We start from the raw sequence: 16,535 nt of genomic DNA on the forward strand, positions 1-16,535 counted from the left end.
GATACGCGATGAGCAAGGGGAAGCGCCGATCAGCGCAGTTAATCCGCGACCGACCGTTCGAGCGCCGGATACCGCGCCGCCAGTGTCACACCACGCGCCACGAAGGAGATCAGCAACGCGGCCCAGAGCCCGTGATTGCCAAAGCTCGGCACCAGCATCAGAGCGGCCCCGGCATAGATCAGCGCCGAGACCAGCATCATGTTGCGCATGTCCGCTGTCCGCGTCGCGCCGATGAAGATACCGTCGAACATGAACGACGCCAGCGCCAGCACCGGGGCGGCGGCCATCCACGGCAGATAGGCGCGCGCGGCCTGCTGCACCTCCGCGTTCTTGGCCATGAGATCGACGATCTGCGCGCCAAAACCCCAGAACGCCAACGCCAGCAGCACCGAGGCGGCCAGCCCCCAGAGGCTTGCCACCACGCTGGCCCGTCGCAGGGTCGCCACAGCCCGCGCGCCGACCGCCTGCCCGACCAGAGCTTCGGCGGAAAAGGCAAAGCCGTCGAGCGCATAGGCGGTGATGTGCAGGAACTGCAGCAACACCTGGTTGGCGGCGAGCGTCACATCGCCGAAATCCGCACCAATGAACATGAACGACAGGAAGATGGCCTGCAGCAGCAGCGACCGGATCAGGATGTCCGAGTTGACCTGCGCCATGCGCACCAGCTTGACCCGGTCGAACACCCGCGCCCAGTTGCGCCAGTCGGGCACGCGAAAGGCCGCGCGGCACAGGTAGAGCCCCATCGCCAGCCCGCTCCATTCAGCGAGGAAGGTGGCGAAGGCCACGCCGTTCACGCCCCAGCCAAAACTCAGCACGAAGAGCATGCTGAGCACCACGTTCACGCCATTCATCCAGAATTGCAGCACCAGCACGGCGCGGGTGCGTTCCTGCGCGATCAGCCAGCCGGTGATGCCGAAGACCGCGATTGCGGCAGGGGCCGACCAGATGCGGATCTGCATGTAGCCGCGGGCCAGGCTTTCGACCTCGTCACTGGCGGGGGCGATGCGGAAGGACGCCCAGAAGATCGGCAGTTGCAGCAGGATGATCGCGGCTCCACCGGCAAGGCCGATCATCAGAACCCGCGTCAGGATCGCTGCCACCTCGGCGCGGTTGCCCTGCCCCAGCGCCTGCGCGGCCAGTCCGGTGGTGCCCATGCGCAGGAACCCGAACAGCCAGTAGATCGCCGAGAGGATGATCGCACCGATCCCCACAGCGCCGATGGGCGCGGCATCGCCCATCTGGCCGACAACGGCAGTGTCGACCGCGCCCAGGATCGGGATGGTGACATTGGACAGCACGATCGGAAACGCGATCTTGAGAACGCGCCAATGGGTGATCGCGTGCGGCGCGACGACCGTGTCAGTCACTGGAATGGTCGGGCCGCGGCATCAGGAAATGCGCGGTGGCCTGCGCAAAGGGACGGTCCTTGTTGTCCTGCCAGGCTGTGGCCTGCACCGAGGCATAGCGCCGCCCGGCGCGCGTGATCGTGGCGCGGGCATAGGCGTCGCGCGGCAGGCCGGAGCGCAGGTAATCGACTGTGAAGTCGATGGTCTTGGGCAGGCGCGGCAGATTGCCGGCAGCCAGCGCCTCGACATCCAGAGCGCCGCTTTCGAAATCCTCCCAGATATAGGCCCAGCTGAGCGAGATGACGGCCGTCACCTCGAGAAAGGCCGCCGTCACTCCGCCATGGATCGCGGGCAGGATCGGGTTGCCGATCAGCTTGTCATCATAGGACAGCACGCCGGTCAGTTCATCGCCGCGCCGGTCAAAGCCGATGCCCATGAAGCTGATATAGGGCACGCCCCCCACCAGCGCATTGAGCGCGGCGTCGCGGCGTTGCTTGACGATCTGGACGGGGTCGGGAGCCTTGCGCGCCATGTCAGCGCCCCTCCACGGTGAAGGCGCCGGTGGCGGTGGCCACGGGGTGGGCGGTGTCGTCGTCGAACGCGGTGGCGCGGACAAAAGCCACCGAGCGCGTGATGTGATAGACCTCGGCCCGCGCGGTGATCGCCTGACCGGGGGTGGCGGCACGCATGTAGTCGATGCGCAGGTCGATGGTGGCCGTGCCTGCGGGCGCGTCGGGATGGCTCATGACAGCCGCCCCGCCGCAGGTGTCCATCAGCGCCGACACCGCGCCGCCATGGATCACCCCGGTCTTGGGATCACCGATGAAGCGTTCGTCATAGGGCATGGAGATCTCGGCCATACCATCGCCCAGCGCGGTGACCTGCATGCCAAGCGCGCTGGAATGGGGAATGGTCTGAATGAATTGCCTTGCGATCTTGGCCTTGTCGAGGGTCATGGTCCGTCCTTGAATGTTGCGCCCGGTTTACGCCCCTTCGCGCCGGGAAACCAGCCATGTGATGACCCGGTTGCCCTGCAGGCTGTGCGCTTTTATGGTCGCGCAGCGAGAGGGTGGTGCAATGACCGACCAGCGTCTGAGTTTCAAGGAGATGTGTGCGAAGTTCGATGTGACTCCGCGCACGCTCAGGTATTACGAATACATCGAACTGTTGCAGCCCGAACGCGATGGACGATCGCGTTGGTACCGCCCGAAAGAGGTCGCGCGGATGACCCTGATCCTGCGCGGACGCAAGTTCGGCTTTCAGCTCGAAGACATCCGACAATGGCTGCTGATCTACGAACAGGACGGCACGGATGCGCAGATGCGGGCCTGGATCGACCTTGCCGACCGCCAGCTGGCAGAGCTTGACGAACAGCGCAGCCAGCTTGACGAGGCGATCGAGGAATTGCAGAAGCTGCGCGACGACACGGCCACGATCCTGAACGACTGATCACCGGGTTTTCACGACTCACCAAGCCTGTGCCCCTCGGGTTTTCCTGACCGCGCGCCGTGAGGTCCGTGTGCGGGTGATCCGGGGCACGGCTTCTCGCATCGCCTGCGCTGGCAACCTCAAAGCGCTTTGAAACAATATTTCCGGTCAACGAGGGTGACGTTGCCTGATCTTACGTCAACGTAAAAGTGACGTGGCGTCTGTGTTACGTCAACGTAAATTCCCATTGTAAGACGGCATCAGCCTTCGCATGTCGATGCCATGACCGGCAGCGAAACAAGGACGACGACAATGACTGACGACCGCACCATGACCATCAGGGAGATGTGTGACACCTATGATGTCACACCGCGCACGCTGCGGTTCTATGAAGCCAAGGAACTGCTCTTTCCGATCCGCGAAGGCCAGAAGCGACTGTTCACGAAGCGCGACCGCGCGCGCCTCAAGCTGATCCTGCGTGGCAAGCGCTTTGGCTTCAGCCTCGAAGAGATTCGGCAGCTTCTGGACCTCTATCACATGGGTGACCAGCAGCAGACACAGCTGGCCCGGACCTATGAAATCGCCCAGCAGCGCCTGACTGACATGGAAACGCAACGCGACGAGCTTAATCAGGCGATTGATGAACTCAAGGAACAGATGCGTTGGGGCGAGAAGATGCTTGCCTCGATGGATCAAAGCAAACGCGCGGCTGAATAGGCCGCAGCACCGCAGTTAGGGAGACCGCAATGCCAAGCTATACCGCACCTCTGAAAGACATGCAGTTCGTCCTGCACGACGTTCTCAATGCCTCGGAACAGAATATTCCGGGTTATGACGAGCTGGACCGCGACTTTACGGCCGCGGTGATCGGGGAAGCGGGCAAGCTGGCCTCGGATGTCCTGATGCCGCTGAACGCGGTGGGCGATACCGAGGGCTGCACGCTGGAAAACGGCGTGGTGCGCACGCCCACCGGCTTCAGGGCCGCGTTCGACCAGATGCGCGATGGCGGCTGGACGGCACTGGATTGCGACCCCCAATACGGCGGGCAGGGCCTGCCCTATGTGATGCACACGGCGGCGCAGGAGCCGTTCGTGTCGGCCAACATGGCGTTCAACATGTACCAGGGCCTGACCCATGGTGCCTATACCGCGATCTACATGCACGGCTCGGTTGCGCAGAAGCAGACCTACCTGCCCAAGATGACCACCTGCGAATGGACCGGCACCATGAACCTGACGGAGCCGCATTGCGGCACCGATCTGGGCCTGATGCGCACCAAGGCCGTGCCGCAGGACGATGGCAGCTACAAGGTGACGGGTCAGAAGATCTTCATCTCGGCCGGTGATCACGACATGGCCGACAACATCATCCACCTTGTTCTGGCGAAAATCCCCGGCGGGCCGGATGGCATCAAAGGCGTGTCCCTCTTCATCGTGCCGAAATTCATCGTCAACGAAGACGGATCGCTGGGCGACCGCAACGGCGTGTCGGTCGGCAAGATCGAAGAGAAGATGGGCATTCACGGCAACGCCACCTGCGTGATGAACTACGACGACGCGACCGGCTATCTTGTCGGCGAGATGCACAAGGGCATGCGCCCGATGTTCACCATGATGAACGAGGCGCGTCTGGGTGTGGGCCTTCAGGGCTATGCGCAGGCCGAGGTCGCCTATCAGAACGCCGTGGCCTATGCCAATGACCGGCTTCAGGGCCGCGACGTGACCGGGGCCAAGGCGCCCGAGAAATCGGCAGACCCGATCATCGTACACCCCGACATCCGCCGCAACCTGATGGATCAGAAAAGCTTTGTCGAAGGGGCGCGCGCCTTTACCTATTGGGGCGCCTACCTGATCGACCGGGCGCACAAGACCTCGGATGCAGACGCCGACGGCCTGATCTCGCTGCTGACCCCGGTCGTCAAGGGGTTCCTGACCGACAAGGGGTTCGAGATGGCGGTGAACGCCCAGCAGGTCTATGGCGGGCATGGGTATATCGAGGAATGGGGCATGTCGCAATTCGCCCGCGACGCGCGCATCGCCATGATCTACGAAGGTGCCAACGGCATTCAGGCGCTTGATCTGGTGGGCCGCAAGCTGGCGCAGGATGGCGGCAAGCATGTCATGGCGTTTTTCGACATGATCAAGACATTTGCATCCGAGACCAAGGGTCAGGACGAAGCTTTCGACCGCGACTTCCTCGAGCCGCTCAAATCGGCCTCGAAGGATCTGCAGGCGGCGTCGATGTATTTCATGTCCCAGGGCATGAAGAACCCCAACAACGCTTTGGCGGGGTCGTATGACTTCATGCACATGTTCGGCCATGTCTGCCTTGGCTACATGTGGGCGCGGATGGGGCTTGCGGCGTCGAAAGCCTTGGCCGACGGGGCCTCGGACGTGGCATTCTACGAGACAAAGCTGGCCACCGGGCGCTATTACATGGCGCGTCAGCTTCCGGCGACCAAGATGCACCTTGCGCGGATCGAAACCGGGGCAGACCCTGTCATGGCGCTGGAGGCGGCGAACTTCTGAAGGGGGCGGTGCGTGCAATCACGCACCCTACCGCCAAGAGACACCATGCGCGCCAAGGGAGGGGAGCCATGCGATCCAACTGGATGACCGACGAGCACGAGATGCTTGCCGAGATGACCGCGAAGTTCATCGAGACCGAATGGCAGCCGCTCTACAACAAGTGGCGCAAGCAGGGCCAGATGGACCGGGAGACATGGCAGCAGGCCGGCGAACTGGGCCTGCTCTGCCCTTCGGTGCCAGAAGAGTACGGCGGCGCGGGCGGGGATTTCGGCCACGAGGCGGTGATCCTGATGGAAGCAGGCCGCGCCAATCTGGCAAGCTGGGGTCACGGCATCCATTCCGGCATCGTCGCGCATTACGTGCTGGCCTATGGCACCGAAGAGCAGAAGAAGCGCTGGCTGCCCAGGATGGTCACCGGCGAACTGGTCGGCGCTTTGGCGATGACCGAACCGTCGGGCGGGTCGGATGTGCAGGGGATCAAGACGCGTGCGGTGAAAGACGGCAACGCCTACCGCCTGTCGGGGCAAAAGACCTTCATCACCAATGGCCAGCACGCGAACCTGATCCTCGTGGCGGCCAAGACCGATCCGTCACTTGGGTCGAAAGGCACGTCGCTGGTCGTCGTGGAAACCGACGGGGCCGAGGGGTTCCAGCGCGGGCGCAACCTTGAAAAGATCGGCTGCCATGCGGCGGACACGTCGGAGCTGTTCTTCGACAATGTCGAGATCGCGCCGGAAAACCTGCTGGGCGGCGTGGAAGGTCAGGGCTTCTACCAGATGATGAAGCAGCTGCCGCAGGAACGGCTCATCATCGGATGCGGGGCTGTCGGCGCGATGGAGGGGGCGATCGCGCGCACGATCTCTTACTGCAAGGAACGCGAGGCCTTCGGCGGGCCGCTCACGCAGTTCCAGAACACCCGCTTCAAACTGGCGGAATGCCTGACCAAGACCACCGTGGCCCGGGCGTTTCTGGACAATTGCATGGAAGAACACCTGCGCGGAGAGCTGAGTGTCGAGAAAGCCGCGATGGCGAAATACTGGCTCTCGGATACGCAGGGTGAAGTGCTGGACGAATGTGTGCAGCTGCATGGCGGCTATGGCTACATGCAGGAATACGCCATTGCCGAGATGTGGGCCGATGCCCGCGTGCAGCGGATCTACGGCGGCACCAACGAGATCATGAAAGAGCTGATTGCGAGGGCGTTGTGATGACCGACCGTCGCGCCTGTGGCAGACCGGGGTCTGGAGTATTTGGAACAAGAAGAAGCAGGGGCAGGTCCACCCTGTCTGACGACACCCTTTCGGGCGCGGCCCTTGGTCAGTCGCCGACAGGGCTTCTCCTTGTACGGTCATCGGCTCTCCAGCCTGTACCGTGTGAGCAGCATGGGGCGATTAACCTTAACGACCGGTTAAAGTCTGATCTTCTTCTTGTTGAAAATACGTCCACGGGGGTGTGGGGGTGTGAAACCCCCACTCCTGTCATCGTCACACATACAGGCGGAGATCTTTACGCATGACCATCAAACTCTACTGTTTCGGCGAGAGCGGCAACGCCTACAAGGCAGCGCTTGCGCTTGAACTCAGCGGCCTCGACTGGGAGCCGGTGAAGGTGGATTTCTTCGGCGGCGAGACCCGCAGCGACGACTACCGCACCAACATAAACCCGATGGGCGAAGCGCCGGTTCTCGTGGATGGCGATATGAAGGTGACGCAATCGGGCGTGATCCAGATGTACGTGACCGAGCGATCGGGCAAGTTCGGTGGGGCCACCTCGGAAGAGGCGCGCGAGGTGATGCGCTGGGTGTTCTGGGACAACCACAAGCTCAGCAGCCAGGCCGGGATGACCCGGTTCCTGATGAATTTCCTGCCCGAGGACAAGCGCCCGGCAGAGGTGATCGCCTTCACGCAAGGTAGGCTCAAGGCGGCTTATGCGGTGCTGGACACCCATCTCGAGGGGCGCGACTGGATCGTCGGCGACGGGATCACCAATGCCGATATCTCGTGCTGCGGGTATCTTTTCTATCCCGAACCGTTCGGTTTCGACCGGGCGGACTGGCCCAATATCGACCGCTGGCTCGGGGGCATCGCAGCCCTGCCCGGTTGGAAACACCCTTACGATCTGATGCCCGGCTCCCCTGCGGACCGGGCCTGAAACGGAGACCAGAATGACGGAAGCCTATATTTTCGACGCCGTGCGCACGCCGCGGGGCAAGGGCCGTGCAGATGGCAGCCTGCACGAAGTGACCTCGGTGCGCCTGAGCGCGCAGGTTCTGGACGCGGTCAAGGAGCGCAACGGTCTCGAGGGGCACGCGGTCGAGGACGTGATCTGGGGGAACGTGACGCAGGTGGGCGAACAGGGTGGCTGCCTTGCGCGGACCGCCGTGCTGGCCTCGGGGCTGGATCAATCGATCCCGGGACTTGCGATCAACCGGTTCTGTGCAAGCGGCATGGAAGCAGTGAACCTTGCCGCCAACCAGGTGCGGGGCGGTGCGGGCGAGGCCTATATCGCCGGTGGCGTGGAGATGATGGGCCGGGTCGCCATGGGCAGCGACGGGGCGGCGATTGCCGTTGACCCGTCTGTGGCCATGGAGAGCTATTTCGTGCCGCAGGGCATTTCGGCCGACATCATCGCCACCCAGTACGGGTTTTCCCGCGACGATGCCGACGGCCTTGCCGTCGAGAGCCAGCGCCGCGCCAAGGCGGCGTGGGATGACAAGCGGTTCGACCGCTCGATCCTCACCGTGCGCGACCAGAACGGTCTGGCGATCCTCGATCGGGACGAATACATGCGCCCCGGAACCGACATGCAGAGCCTGGGCGCGCTCAGCCCCGCGTTCCAGCAGATGGGCGAGGTGATGCCGGGCTTCGATGCCATCGCGTTGATGAAATACCCGCATCTGGAGCGGATCAACCACATCCACCACGCGGGCAACTCCTCGGGTATCGTGGACGGTGCGGCGGGTGTGCTGATCGGCAGCAAGGCATTCGGCGAAAAGTGGGGCCTGAAGCCCCGCGCCCGCATCCGCGCCACGGCCAAGATCGGGACCGATCCGACCATCATGCTGACGGGGCCGGTGCCGGTGACGGAAAAGATCCTTGCCGATTCAGGCATGAGCATCGGCGACATCGACCTCTTCGAGGTCAACGAGGCCTTTGCCTCGGTCGTGCTGCGCTTCATGCAGGCCTTCGGTGTCGATGCCGACAGGGTCAACGTCAATGGCGGTTCCATCGCGATGGGGCATCCGCTGGGGGCCACCGGGGCCATCATCATCGGCACGCTGCTGGACGAGCTTGAGCGCAGCGGCAAGGGTACAGGTCTGGCGACGCTCTGCATCGCGTCGGGCATGGGGGCGGCCACGATCATCGAGCGGGTCTGAGCCATGGGTCACACGGGACCGACAGGTGCGTTCGACAGGGCGCACCTTCGACAGTGCAGGTCCGACCGGACATGAAACACGACACCAACGCAGGTCGACGCATCGAAAGAACATCATGACACACGCGGACATGTCCTTGAATTCAGGTTCTCCCCTCGGTGGGCCGTGTATACTCGGGTCCATTCGGATTCGGGTCGCCTCCCTTGCGGCCAGATCAATCTCAAGTTCTATTTCGCGGAGTGCATTTGATGATCAAAGCCATGGCCTTCCACATTTACCAACAAAACCTCGACGTGGTGTCGCGCGCGTTGATGGCGGGCGATCTGAGCGAGATGATGCGCCATATCGCGATCCCGAACATGATGTCGACGCATGACACCGAGATCGTCATGTCCTCACCCGAAGAGCTGGATATCGTGATGTCGGATTTCCGGGCGCAATTGCTGGCACGGGGCGTCGAGACCTATACGCGGACCTGCCTCGAGGCCGATTTCGTCGCCGAGCGCGGCGACATGATCGCGGGCAGTCACCGGACGGTCATGACGGGCCGCCACGGTGACGCGATCACCCCGTATCTCAACCACAGTGTCCTGATGCAGATCGACGGCCAGTGGAAAGGCATCTGGCTGCAGGCGATCATGGACAACACGGAGTTGGAGATCCTCAGCCCCGACATCGCCGCGGCACAGGCCGAAGCCCGCCGCGTCCTCGACAGGATACGTCGCTGAGGCGGCGACACGACCACCCACGAAAGGGAAAAGACAGAATGACCGATTTCACGATGACCACCGATGCCGAGGGCATTGCGACGATCACCTGGGACGTTGCTGGCAAATCCATGAACGTGCTGAGCTTCGAAGGCTTGCAGGTGCTGAATGACCTCGTGGACGACGCCTTGGGAGACGCCGCCGTCAAAGGCATCATCGTCACAAGCGCGAAGGCCGATTTCGCCGCCGGGATGGACCTCAACGTGCTGGCGACACTGCGCGACGCCGGGGCCGAGGCGGTGTTCGAGGGCATCATGAAAATGCACGGCGTGCTGCGCAAGATCGAACGTGCGGGCATGGACCCGAAGACGAACAAGGGCGGCAAGCCGGTGGCGGCGGTGCTGCCGGGCACGGCGCTGGGCATCGGGCTCGAGATTCCACTCGCCTGCCACCGCGTCTTTGCCGCCGACAATCCCAAGGCCAAGATCGGTCTGCCGGAGATCATCGTCGGCATCTTCCCCGGTGCCGGCGGCACAACCCGTGTGGCGCGCAAGATGGGCGCGATGGCGGCTTCGCCCTTCCTGCTCGAAGGCAAGCTGTCGGACCCGACAAAAGCCAAGGCTGCGGGCCTGATCGACGAGGTTTCGGATGACCCGATGGCGGCGGCGCGCGACTGGGTGCTGAACGCCAAGGATGCCGATCTGGTCAAGCCGTGGGATGCCAAGGGCTACAAGATGCCCGGTGGCGCGCCCTATCACCCGGCGGGCTTCATGACCTTTGTCGGCGCTTCCGCGATGGTCAACGGCAAGACCAAGGGCGTCTATCCTGCGGCCAAGGCGCTGCTGTCTGCGGTCTATGAGGGCGCGCTTGTGCCATTCGATACCGCGCTGAAGATCGAGGCGCGGTGGTTCACCAACATCATCATGAACCCGTCTTCCGGCGCGATGATCCGGTCGCTGTTCGTCAACAAGCAGGCACTTGAAAAGGGTGCCGTGCGGCCCGAAGGGATCGACGACCAGAAAGTCCGAAAAGTCGGTGTTCTGGGCGCGGGCATGATGGGCGCGGGTATTGCGCTGGTGTCGGCACAGGCGGGTATCGAGGTTGTGCTGCTCGACCGCGATCAGGCGGCGGCGGACAAGGGCAAGGCCTATTCCGCCGACTATGCCGCCAAAGGTGTGTCGCGCAAGAAGATCACGCAGGACAAGGCCGACGCGATGCTGGCGCGGATCACGGCCACGACCGATTACAGTGATCTGGCGGGGTGTGACCTGATCGTGGAGGCGGTGTTCGAGGATCCCAAGATCAAGGCCGAGGTGACCGCCGAAGTGGAAAAGGTGATCGGCGAGGACTGCATCTTTGCCACCAACACCTCGACCCTGCCGATCAGCGATCTGGCCAAGGCCAGCACGCGGCCCGAGCAGTTCATCGGTATCCACTTCTTCAGCCCGGTGGAGAAGATGATGCTGGTCGAGATCATCAAGGGCAAGCAGACCGGCGACCGTGCCGTGGCCAAGGCGCTGGATTTCGTGCGGCAGATCCGCAAGACGCCCATCGTGGTCAACGACGCGCGGTTCTTCTACGCCAACCGTTGCATCATTCCCTACATCAACGAGGGCATCCGCCTGGTGAAGGAGGGCGTGTCCCCTGCCCTGATCGAAAATGCCGCAAAAATGGTGGGCATGCCGCTGGGCCCGCTGCAGCTTGTCGATGAAACCTCGATTGATCTGGGGGCCAAGATCGCGCGGGCGACCAAAGCGGCGATGGGCGATGCCTATCCGGATGGTGAAGTGGACGAGGTGATCTTCTGGATGGAAGCGCAGGGTCGTCTGGGCCGCAAGTCAAAGGCGGGGTTCTACGATTACGACGCGGCGGGCAAGCGGCAGGGCCTGTCGGATGTGGTCAAGGCGCAGTATCCCGAAGTGGACAACCAGCCCGACCTGATCGACGTGCAGCATCGTCTTCTGTTCGCGCAATCGCTCGAAGCGGTGCGGGCGCTGGAGGACGGTGTTCTGATGGACATCCGCGAAGGCGACGTGGGCGCGATCCTGGGTTGGGGCTTTGCACCCTGGTCCGGTGGTCCGCTGTCATGGCTCGACATGCTGGGCGCGGAATATGCGGCAGAACGCTGTGACCAGTTGGTCGAGGCGTTCGGCGACCGCTTTGCCTGCCCCGACCTGCTGCGCGAGATGGCCGCAAAGGGTCAGAGCTTTTACGGACGCTTCGCACCCGAGAAAGCGGCAGCCTGATCGGCACGCCGGGCACATGCCCGGCCCATGACAAAACATCCGGAAATGCGTGGGCCGGGCATGTGCCCGGCCCACGCATTTACTCTGTCCTGAGGGTCGCCAACCTGTCCATCCGGTCGATCTGTGGTGCCATGGTGCACCAGTCATCCCCGACCGCGACCCAATGGGCGTCCCGGATTTCGGCGTGGACCGCGATGCGACCGGGCTCGGATGTGATCTCGGGCACGATGATCATGTTGAGAAACAAGGCGAAGGCTTCGGCAGTCAGACACATGGGAAAACTCCTTTTTCAAGTGTCCTCCCTTGGCATGATCCACCTCTGACGGGCGGTGATCTCAGGCTAGCGCAAAAAGCTTGAGCCGAGATGATCGCCGATGCTGCACTGCAGCAAATCCGGATTTTCCGCCCACACATTGGGCAGATGATTGCCATTTGCCGAATATTCAGGCGTCAAACCGATAGCCGAACTGCGCAATATCTTCGGCGCACATATCGGCCACGGCTGCGGCGGTGCGGTCGTCATAGGCGGCGCGGTACTCCTTTGGACGGTCCGATGCATTGGCGTGCGGGATCTCCAGCCGAAAGCCGAGGTGCTGTTCCACCGGGGCCAGATCCTCGGTCAGATGTTCAAGCCGCACAAACGCCGAGGCGCGATTGATCCCCGCCGCGTCGGTGACATAGCGCGCATAGGGAAAGGCGCGCAGGCTGGCGTTGGTGTCGGGGTGCAACACGAAGCCGTCAAAGGGCTGGGCCTTGGCCAGCGTCACCGCCGGATGGTCAAAGCCCTGCGCGCGCAGCCAGTGGTAATAGCTGACCATCCGGTCCCAAGGGTTGCGCACCAGCGTGAAGACGAACATCCGCCTCAATTCATCGGGTGACAGCGCCCCGTCGAGATCGGCCAGCGTGCTGTGTTTCCAAAGTCGCCCCTTGGCACCCAACGTCTTGACCCGCCCCTTGCGCCGAAGCGCCTTGGGCGTGTCCCCGATCAGGATGTCGTCCCGATGCGCGCGGTCCTCCAGCGCCAGCGCCAGCGACGTGCCCCCCGTCTTGGGGATGTGCACGAAGATGAAGTTCCGGGCGCGCGACAGGATCATGTGCCAGAGGTGCCACCGTCCCCGGTCCGAGGCAAGGATTTGCTTTTCCTGCACGACGTCTCCGGGCTATGTCATAGGACGTTTCTGTATCGGGAAGGATGCGCCATGGGCTGGATGCGGGATGAAAGCGGGCTGGACAAGCGCGCGGCGAATTATGTGCCTTTGACGCCACTGTCGCATCTGCAACGCGCGGCGCAGGTGTTTCCCGACACGCTGGCCGTGGTGCACGGGCAACACCGCAAAACCTATCGCGACTACCACGACCGCGTGACGCGGCTGGCCTCTGCGCTGGGTTCGATGGGCGTGCAACCCGGCGATGTGGTGGCGACGATCCTGCCCAACATTCCCGCGCAGGCCGAGGCGCATTTTGGCGTGCCCGCCTGTGGTGCGGTTCTGAACACGATCAACACGCGACTCGATGTGGATACCATCTCCTATATCCTCGATCACGGCGAGGCGAAGGTGGTGCTGTGCGACCCGCAATTCCTGCCGGTGCTGGCCGAGGCGATGGAGCAGATGGAGGGGCCAGCCCCGAAGGTGATCGAAGTGGCCGATCCGCAAAGCGGCGTGAACGCGTCCAGCGATTATCCCGAGTACGAGGATGTTCTTGCCGCCGCCGACCCGGAGTTCGCGTGGATCCTGCCCGAGGATGAGTGGGAGAGCCTCGCGCTCAATTACACGTCCGGCACAACCGGGCGGCCCAAGGGGGTCGTCTACCACCATCGCGGAGCGTATCTCATGACGATGGGCACGGCGGTCAGTTGGGAAATGGCGCTGCGGCCGAAATACCTCACCATCGTGCCGTTGTTCCATTGCAACGGTTGGAACCACACGTGGATGATGCCGCTTCTGGGCGGCACTGTCGTGTGTTGCCGCGATATCTCTGCCCGCGCGATCTACAATGCCATTGCCGATGAGGGCGTGACCCATTTCGGCGGGGCGCCCATCGTGCTGAACATGATCGTCAATTCCGATCCGAGCGAACGGCGCGATTTTGACCATCCGGTCAAGGTCTACACCGCAGGCGCGCCCCCTGCCCCCGCGACGCTGGCCAAGATCGGCGATCTGGGGTTCCATGTGATGCAGGTCTACGGGCTGACCGAAACCTATGGCCATGTCACCGAATGTCTCTGGAACGCCGACGCATGGGACGGGCTGGCGCAGGATGCCAAGTCCGCCATCAAGGCGCGGCAGGGCGTGGCCTTTCCGATGATGGAAAAGATCGACGTGGTGGATGACACGGGCACACCCGTGCCACGCGATGGCACAACGCAGGGCGAGATCGTCATTCGCGGCAATGCGGTGATGAAGGGCTACCTGAAGAACCCCAAGGCGACCGATGAGGCGTTTGCTGGCGGGCATTTCCATTCCGGCGACATCGCGGTGATGCACCCCGACAATTACTGCCAGATCGCCGACCGCGCCAAGGACATCATCATCTCGGGCGGCGAGAACATTTCCTCGGTCGAGGTCGAAGGCTGCCTGATGGCGCATGACGCGGTGCTGCTGTGTGCCGTGGTGGCCAAGCCGGACGACACATGGGGCGAAGTGCCCTGCGCCTTTGTCGAGTTGAAGGGCAATCACAGCGCCACCGAGGAAGAGCTGATCGCCTTCGCCCGGTCGCGGCTGGCCGGGTTCAAGACACCCAAGAAGGTGGTGTTCGAGGAATTGCCCAAGACCTCGACCGGGAAGATCCAGAAGTTCCAGCTGCGCGAGAGGGCCAAGGCGCTGTAGGTCGGCTGCAGAGGTGTGGGCGTGCACTTAAGAGTGTACCGCGTATGCCGCTGCCGCATTGCGCGAAACATCCTACGGGTGTACCCTTCCCTCCAATCAACGAGGCAGAGCAGCCCGCATGACCGCGCTGAAGGAATTTCAACGGCTGGAGGCCGAGGGCGTCTGGCGCGCGACGCCCGCGGACCAGCGCAAGGACGTGATCGTGTCCTTGGGCGATGCATCGCTGACGATCCTCGATCTGCGGGAAAACGTGCTGGCGCATTGGTCGGTGGCCGCCGTGGCCCGCGCGAACAAGGGCCAGTTGCCCGCCATCTACCATCCTGACGGCGATCCGGGCGAAACGCTTGAATTCGGCGAAGACAGCGCGCAGATGATCGATGCGATAGAGCGCATTCGCTCCGCCATCGACAGGACCCGCCCGAAACCCGGCAAGCTGCGGTTCTGGATCACCGGGCTGATCGCGGCATCGGTGATCGGCGGCATCCTGTTCTGGCTGCCCGATGCGCTGCTCCGGCACACGGTTCATGTGGTGCCTGCCGTCAAGCGGGTCGAGATCGGCGATGCTCTTCTGGCGCGGATCACGCGGATCTCCGGGCAGGCCTGCATGACGCGCGATGCCCGTGAACCGCTGCGGCGACTGGCCTCCCGGGTGCTGGGACCGGCACAGCGCGGCGCGCTGGTGGTGCTGCCGGGCGGCGTGGCCGAGACCGCGCATTTGCCCGGCGGGCGCATCCTGTTGAACCGGGCGCTGGTCGAAGACCCCGAAGAGCCGGATGTGACGGCGGGATACGTTCTGATCGAACGGCTGCGCGCGCTGACTCAGGACCCGCTTGAGGAAATGCTGATCCAGACCGGGCTGTGGTCGAGCCTGCGCCTTTTGACCACCGGCGAGATGGCGGACAAGGATCTGGACCGCTACAGCGAATACCTGCTGTCGCGGGACCCCGTGGAGTTGTCGAATGACGTGATCATCGCGGGGTTCGAGATGGCGAACCTGCGCACCACGCCCTATGCCTATGCGGTTGATATCACGGGGGAATCTACCCTGCCCCTGATCGAGGCCGACCCGATGGCGGGACGTGATCAGCGCCCGGTGCTGAGCGATGCGGACTGGCTGCGCCTGCAGGGCATCTGCGGCGAGTGATCAGTGGCCAAGCCCCTTGCCGCGCCCCACGATGACCGGTTCGATGATCCTCTGATCGCGGGACAGCAGCTTGCGCGGGACCGTGTTGCTCCAGACCTCTTGCGTGGCGCGGTGACCTTGCCGGGTCATGTGGGCGCGATGCGGGTTGAGGCGGTCATCCTCCCATGCGGGCTGGTAGCCCTTGGGGACGTTCGGCACCCTTTCGCCCTGCATGTCGTAGACATGTTTGGGAACGATCCGTTCCTCGCGCGGGTGCCGCTGCTGATGGGTGTGTGTCTGCTGGGCACGGATCGTGCGGTTGGGCACGGACGGGGCCACACGTCGGGGTGCTTCGACCTGTGGCGCGCTGCCTTGCGGCGTGATCACGACCGGGGCGGCCTGGGCCAAGACGACCGGTTCAGGCCGCGCAAGACTGGGCGTCTGGCCACAGATCGGACTGCGATCCTGCCCCACACGCGGCACCCAGTTCACCGCGCCGTCGACGCCCGCCCGGACATAGACGCAGCCCCGGCTGTCGACATATTGCCGGGCATCAAAGCTGGCGGGAGGAAGCTCGGCAGGCGGCGTCACCTGCAACCCCTGCGCCGAGGCTGTGACGGTTGACGCGAGCAGCGCGACCAACGCGGTCGCGGCCTTGATACGGCAATAAAACATTATTCTGTCCCCACAGATGTCTGGGAAGACTGCCTGCGAGGTGTTTGGGTGTAAAGGGCTATTTCGCGGGATTATGTAGCAAACGCACCAAGCTACGGCGGGTGCGTGATGAATAGGACTCCAACCCGAAGCGCCATTCTCGTAGCGTCTCCAGATGGCGCAGGGAATCAAGGCTGTATTTCAAAGGGCGTGGCGGGACACTCACCAGTTATTGGGTGGGTGGCCAACGTACATTGCAATTATCGTACTGCCCGCAATCGGTCTCGGTCTACACTTTC

16 protein-coding genes are annotated in these 16,535 nt (G+C 63.2%); 10 read left to right on the plus strand and 6 right to left on the minus strand.

Annotated features, from left to right (window positions below):
• Positions 1 to 38 precede the first annotated feature (38 nt).
• From IEV82_RS17350 to IEV82_RS17360, 3 genes are read right to left on the minus strand one after another with little or no spacing between them, the layout of a single operon-like run.
• Complete coding sequence (locus IEV82_RS17350; protein WP_188483293.1) at positions 39 to 1,367, minus strand: MATE family efflux transporter; 1,329 nt, start codon at positions 1,365 to 1,367, stop codon at positions 39 to 41.
• A complete protein-coding gene (locus tag IEV82_RS17355; RefSeq protein WP_188483294.1) occupies positions 1,360 to 1,878 on the minus strand; it encodes a PaaI family thioesterase in 519 nt (172 codons plus the stop codon). Before IEV82_RS17355 ends, IEV82_RS17350 begins: the two co-directional genes overlap by 8 nt.
• Before the next feature lies 1 nt (position 1,879).
• Complete coding sequence (locus tag IEV82_RS17360) at positions 1,880 to 2,302, minus strand: PaaI family thioesterase (protein ID WP_188483295.1); 423 nt, start codon at positions 2,300 to 2,302, stop codon at positions 1,880 to 1,882.
• Between the two features lie 121 nt (positions 2,303 to 2,423).
• Between IEV82_RS17360 and IEV82_RS17365 the strand changes: the two genes are divergently transcribed.
• The 8 genes from IEV82_RS17365 to IEV82_RS17400 all read left to right on the plus strand — a co-directional run bounded on the left by IEV82_RS17365 (position 2,424) and on the right by IEV82_RS17400 (position 11,631).
• A complete protein-coding gene (locus tag IEV82_RS17365; RefSeq protein ID WP_188483296.1) occupies positions 2,424 to 2,795 on the plus strand; it encodes a MerR family transcriptional regulator in 372 nt (123 codons plus the stop codon).
• 291 nt (positions 2,796 to 3,086) lie between these two features.
• The gene (locus IEV82_RS17370; protein ID WP_188483297.1) at positions 3,087 to 3,491 is read left to right on the plus strand and encodes a MerR family transcriptional regulator; all 405 of its coding nucleotides are present in this window, start codon (positions 3,087 to 3,089) and stop codon (positions 3,489 to 3,491) included.
• Positions 3,492 to 3,520: 29 nt separating this feature from the next.
• Positions 3,521 to 5,302, plus strand: a complete 1,782-nt coding sequence (locus IEV82_RS17375) for an acyl-CoA dehydrogenase C-terminal domain-containing protein (protein WP_188483298.1) — start codon at positions 3,521 to 3,523, stop codon at positions 5,300 to 5,302.
• A 68-nt stretch (positions 5,303 to 5,370) separates the two neighbouring features.
• Positions 5,371 to 6,510: an acyl-CoA dehydrogenase family protein gene (locus tag IEV82_RS17380; protein ID WP_229747896.1), complete on the plus strand. Its 1,140-nt coding sequence runs from the start codon at positions 5,371 to 5,373 to the stop codon at positions 6,508 to 6,510.
• A gap of 304 nt (positions 6,511 to 6,814) precedes the next feature.
• Positions 6,815 to 7,453 (plus strand): glutathione S-transferase family protein, encoded by a 639-nt coding sequence (locus tag IEV82_RS17385; protein ID WP_188483299.1) that lies wholly within the window; start codon positions 6,815 to 6,817, stop codon positions 7,451 to 7,453.
• Between the two features lie 13 nt (positions 7,454 to 7,466).
• Positions 7,467 to 8,678, plus strand: a complete 1,212-nt coding sequence (locus IEV82_RS17390) for an acetyl-CoA C-acetyltransferase (protein WP_188483300.1) — start codon at positions 7,467 to 7,469, stop codon at positions 8,676 to 8,678.
• A gap of 248 nt (positions 8,679 to 8,926) precedes the next feature.
• Positions 8,927 to 9,406: a hypothetical protein gene (locus IEV82_RS17395; protein ID WP_188483301.1), complete on the plus strand. Its 480-nt coding sequence runs from the start codon at positions 8,927 to 8,929 to the stop codon at positions 9,404 to 9,406.
• A 38-nt stretch (positions 9,407 to 9,444) separates the two neighbouring features.
• Positions 9,445 to 11,631, plus strand: a complete 2,187-nt coding sequence (locus IEV82_RS17400; protein WP_188483302.1) for a 3-hydroxyacyl-CoA dehydrogenase NAD-binding domain-containing protein — start codon at positions 9,445 to 9,447, stop codon at positions 11,629 to 11,631.
• Between the two features lie 79 nt (positions 11,632 to 11,710).
• On the opposite strand, the gene IEV82_RS17405 is transcribed toward IEV82_RS17400, so the two are convergent.
• Together IEV82_RS17405 and IEV82_RS17410 are read right to left on the minus strand one after the other, a co-directional pair.
• Positions 11,711 to 11,905 carry a hypothetical protein gene (locus tag IEV82_RS17405; protein WP_188483303.1) on the minus strand — a complete coding sequence of 65 codons (195 nt, stop codon included), beginning with the start codon at positions 11,903 to 11,905 and terminating at the stop codon, positions 11,711 to 11,713.
• A 169-nt stretch (positions 11,906 to 12,074) separates the two neighbouring features.
• Complete coding sequence (locus tag IEV82_RS17410; RefSeq protein WP_188483451.1) at positions 12,075 to 12,725, minus strand: sulfotransferase family 2 domain-containing protein; 651 nt, start codon at positions 12,723 to 12,725, stop codon at positions 12,075 to 12,077.
• Positions 12,726 to 12,830: 105 nt separating this feature from the next.
• On the opposite strand from IEV82_RS17410, the gene IEV82_RS17415 reads away from it, so the two are divergent.
• A complete protein-coding gene (locus tag IEV82_RS17415) occupies positions 12,831 to 14,459 on the plus strand; it encodes an AMP-binding protein (RefSeq protein ID WP_188483304.1) in 1,629 nt (542 codons plus the stop codon).
• Between the two features lie 118 nt (positions 14,460 to 14,577).
• Complete coding sequence (locus tag IEV82_RS17420) at positions 14,578 to 15,603, plus strand: hypothetical protein (protein WP_188483305.1); 1,026 nt, start codon at positions 14,578 to 14,580, stop codon at positions 15,601 to 15,603.
• On the opposite strand, the gene IEV82_RS17425 is transcribed toward IEV82_RS17420, so the two are convergent.
• The gene (locus IEV82_RS17425; RefSeq protein ID WP_188483306.1) at positions 15,604 to 16,257 is read right to left on the minus strand and encodes a hypothetical protein; all 654 of its coding nucleotides are present in this window, start codon (positions 16,255 to 16,257) and stop codon (positions 15,604 to 15,606) included. It lies immediately after the preceding gene.
• Between the last annotated feature and the right edge of the window lie 278 nt (positions 16,258 to 16,535).

Origin of the sequence: Marivita lacus (genome assembly GCF_014637725.1) — a bacterium.
In the GTDB taxonomy this organism is placed as follows: Bacteria; Pseudomonadota; Alphaproteobacteria; order Rhodobacterales; family Rhodobacteraceae; genus Marivita; species Marivita lacus.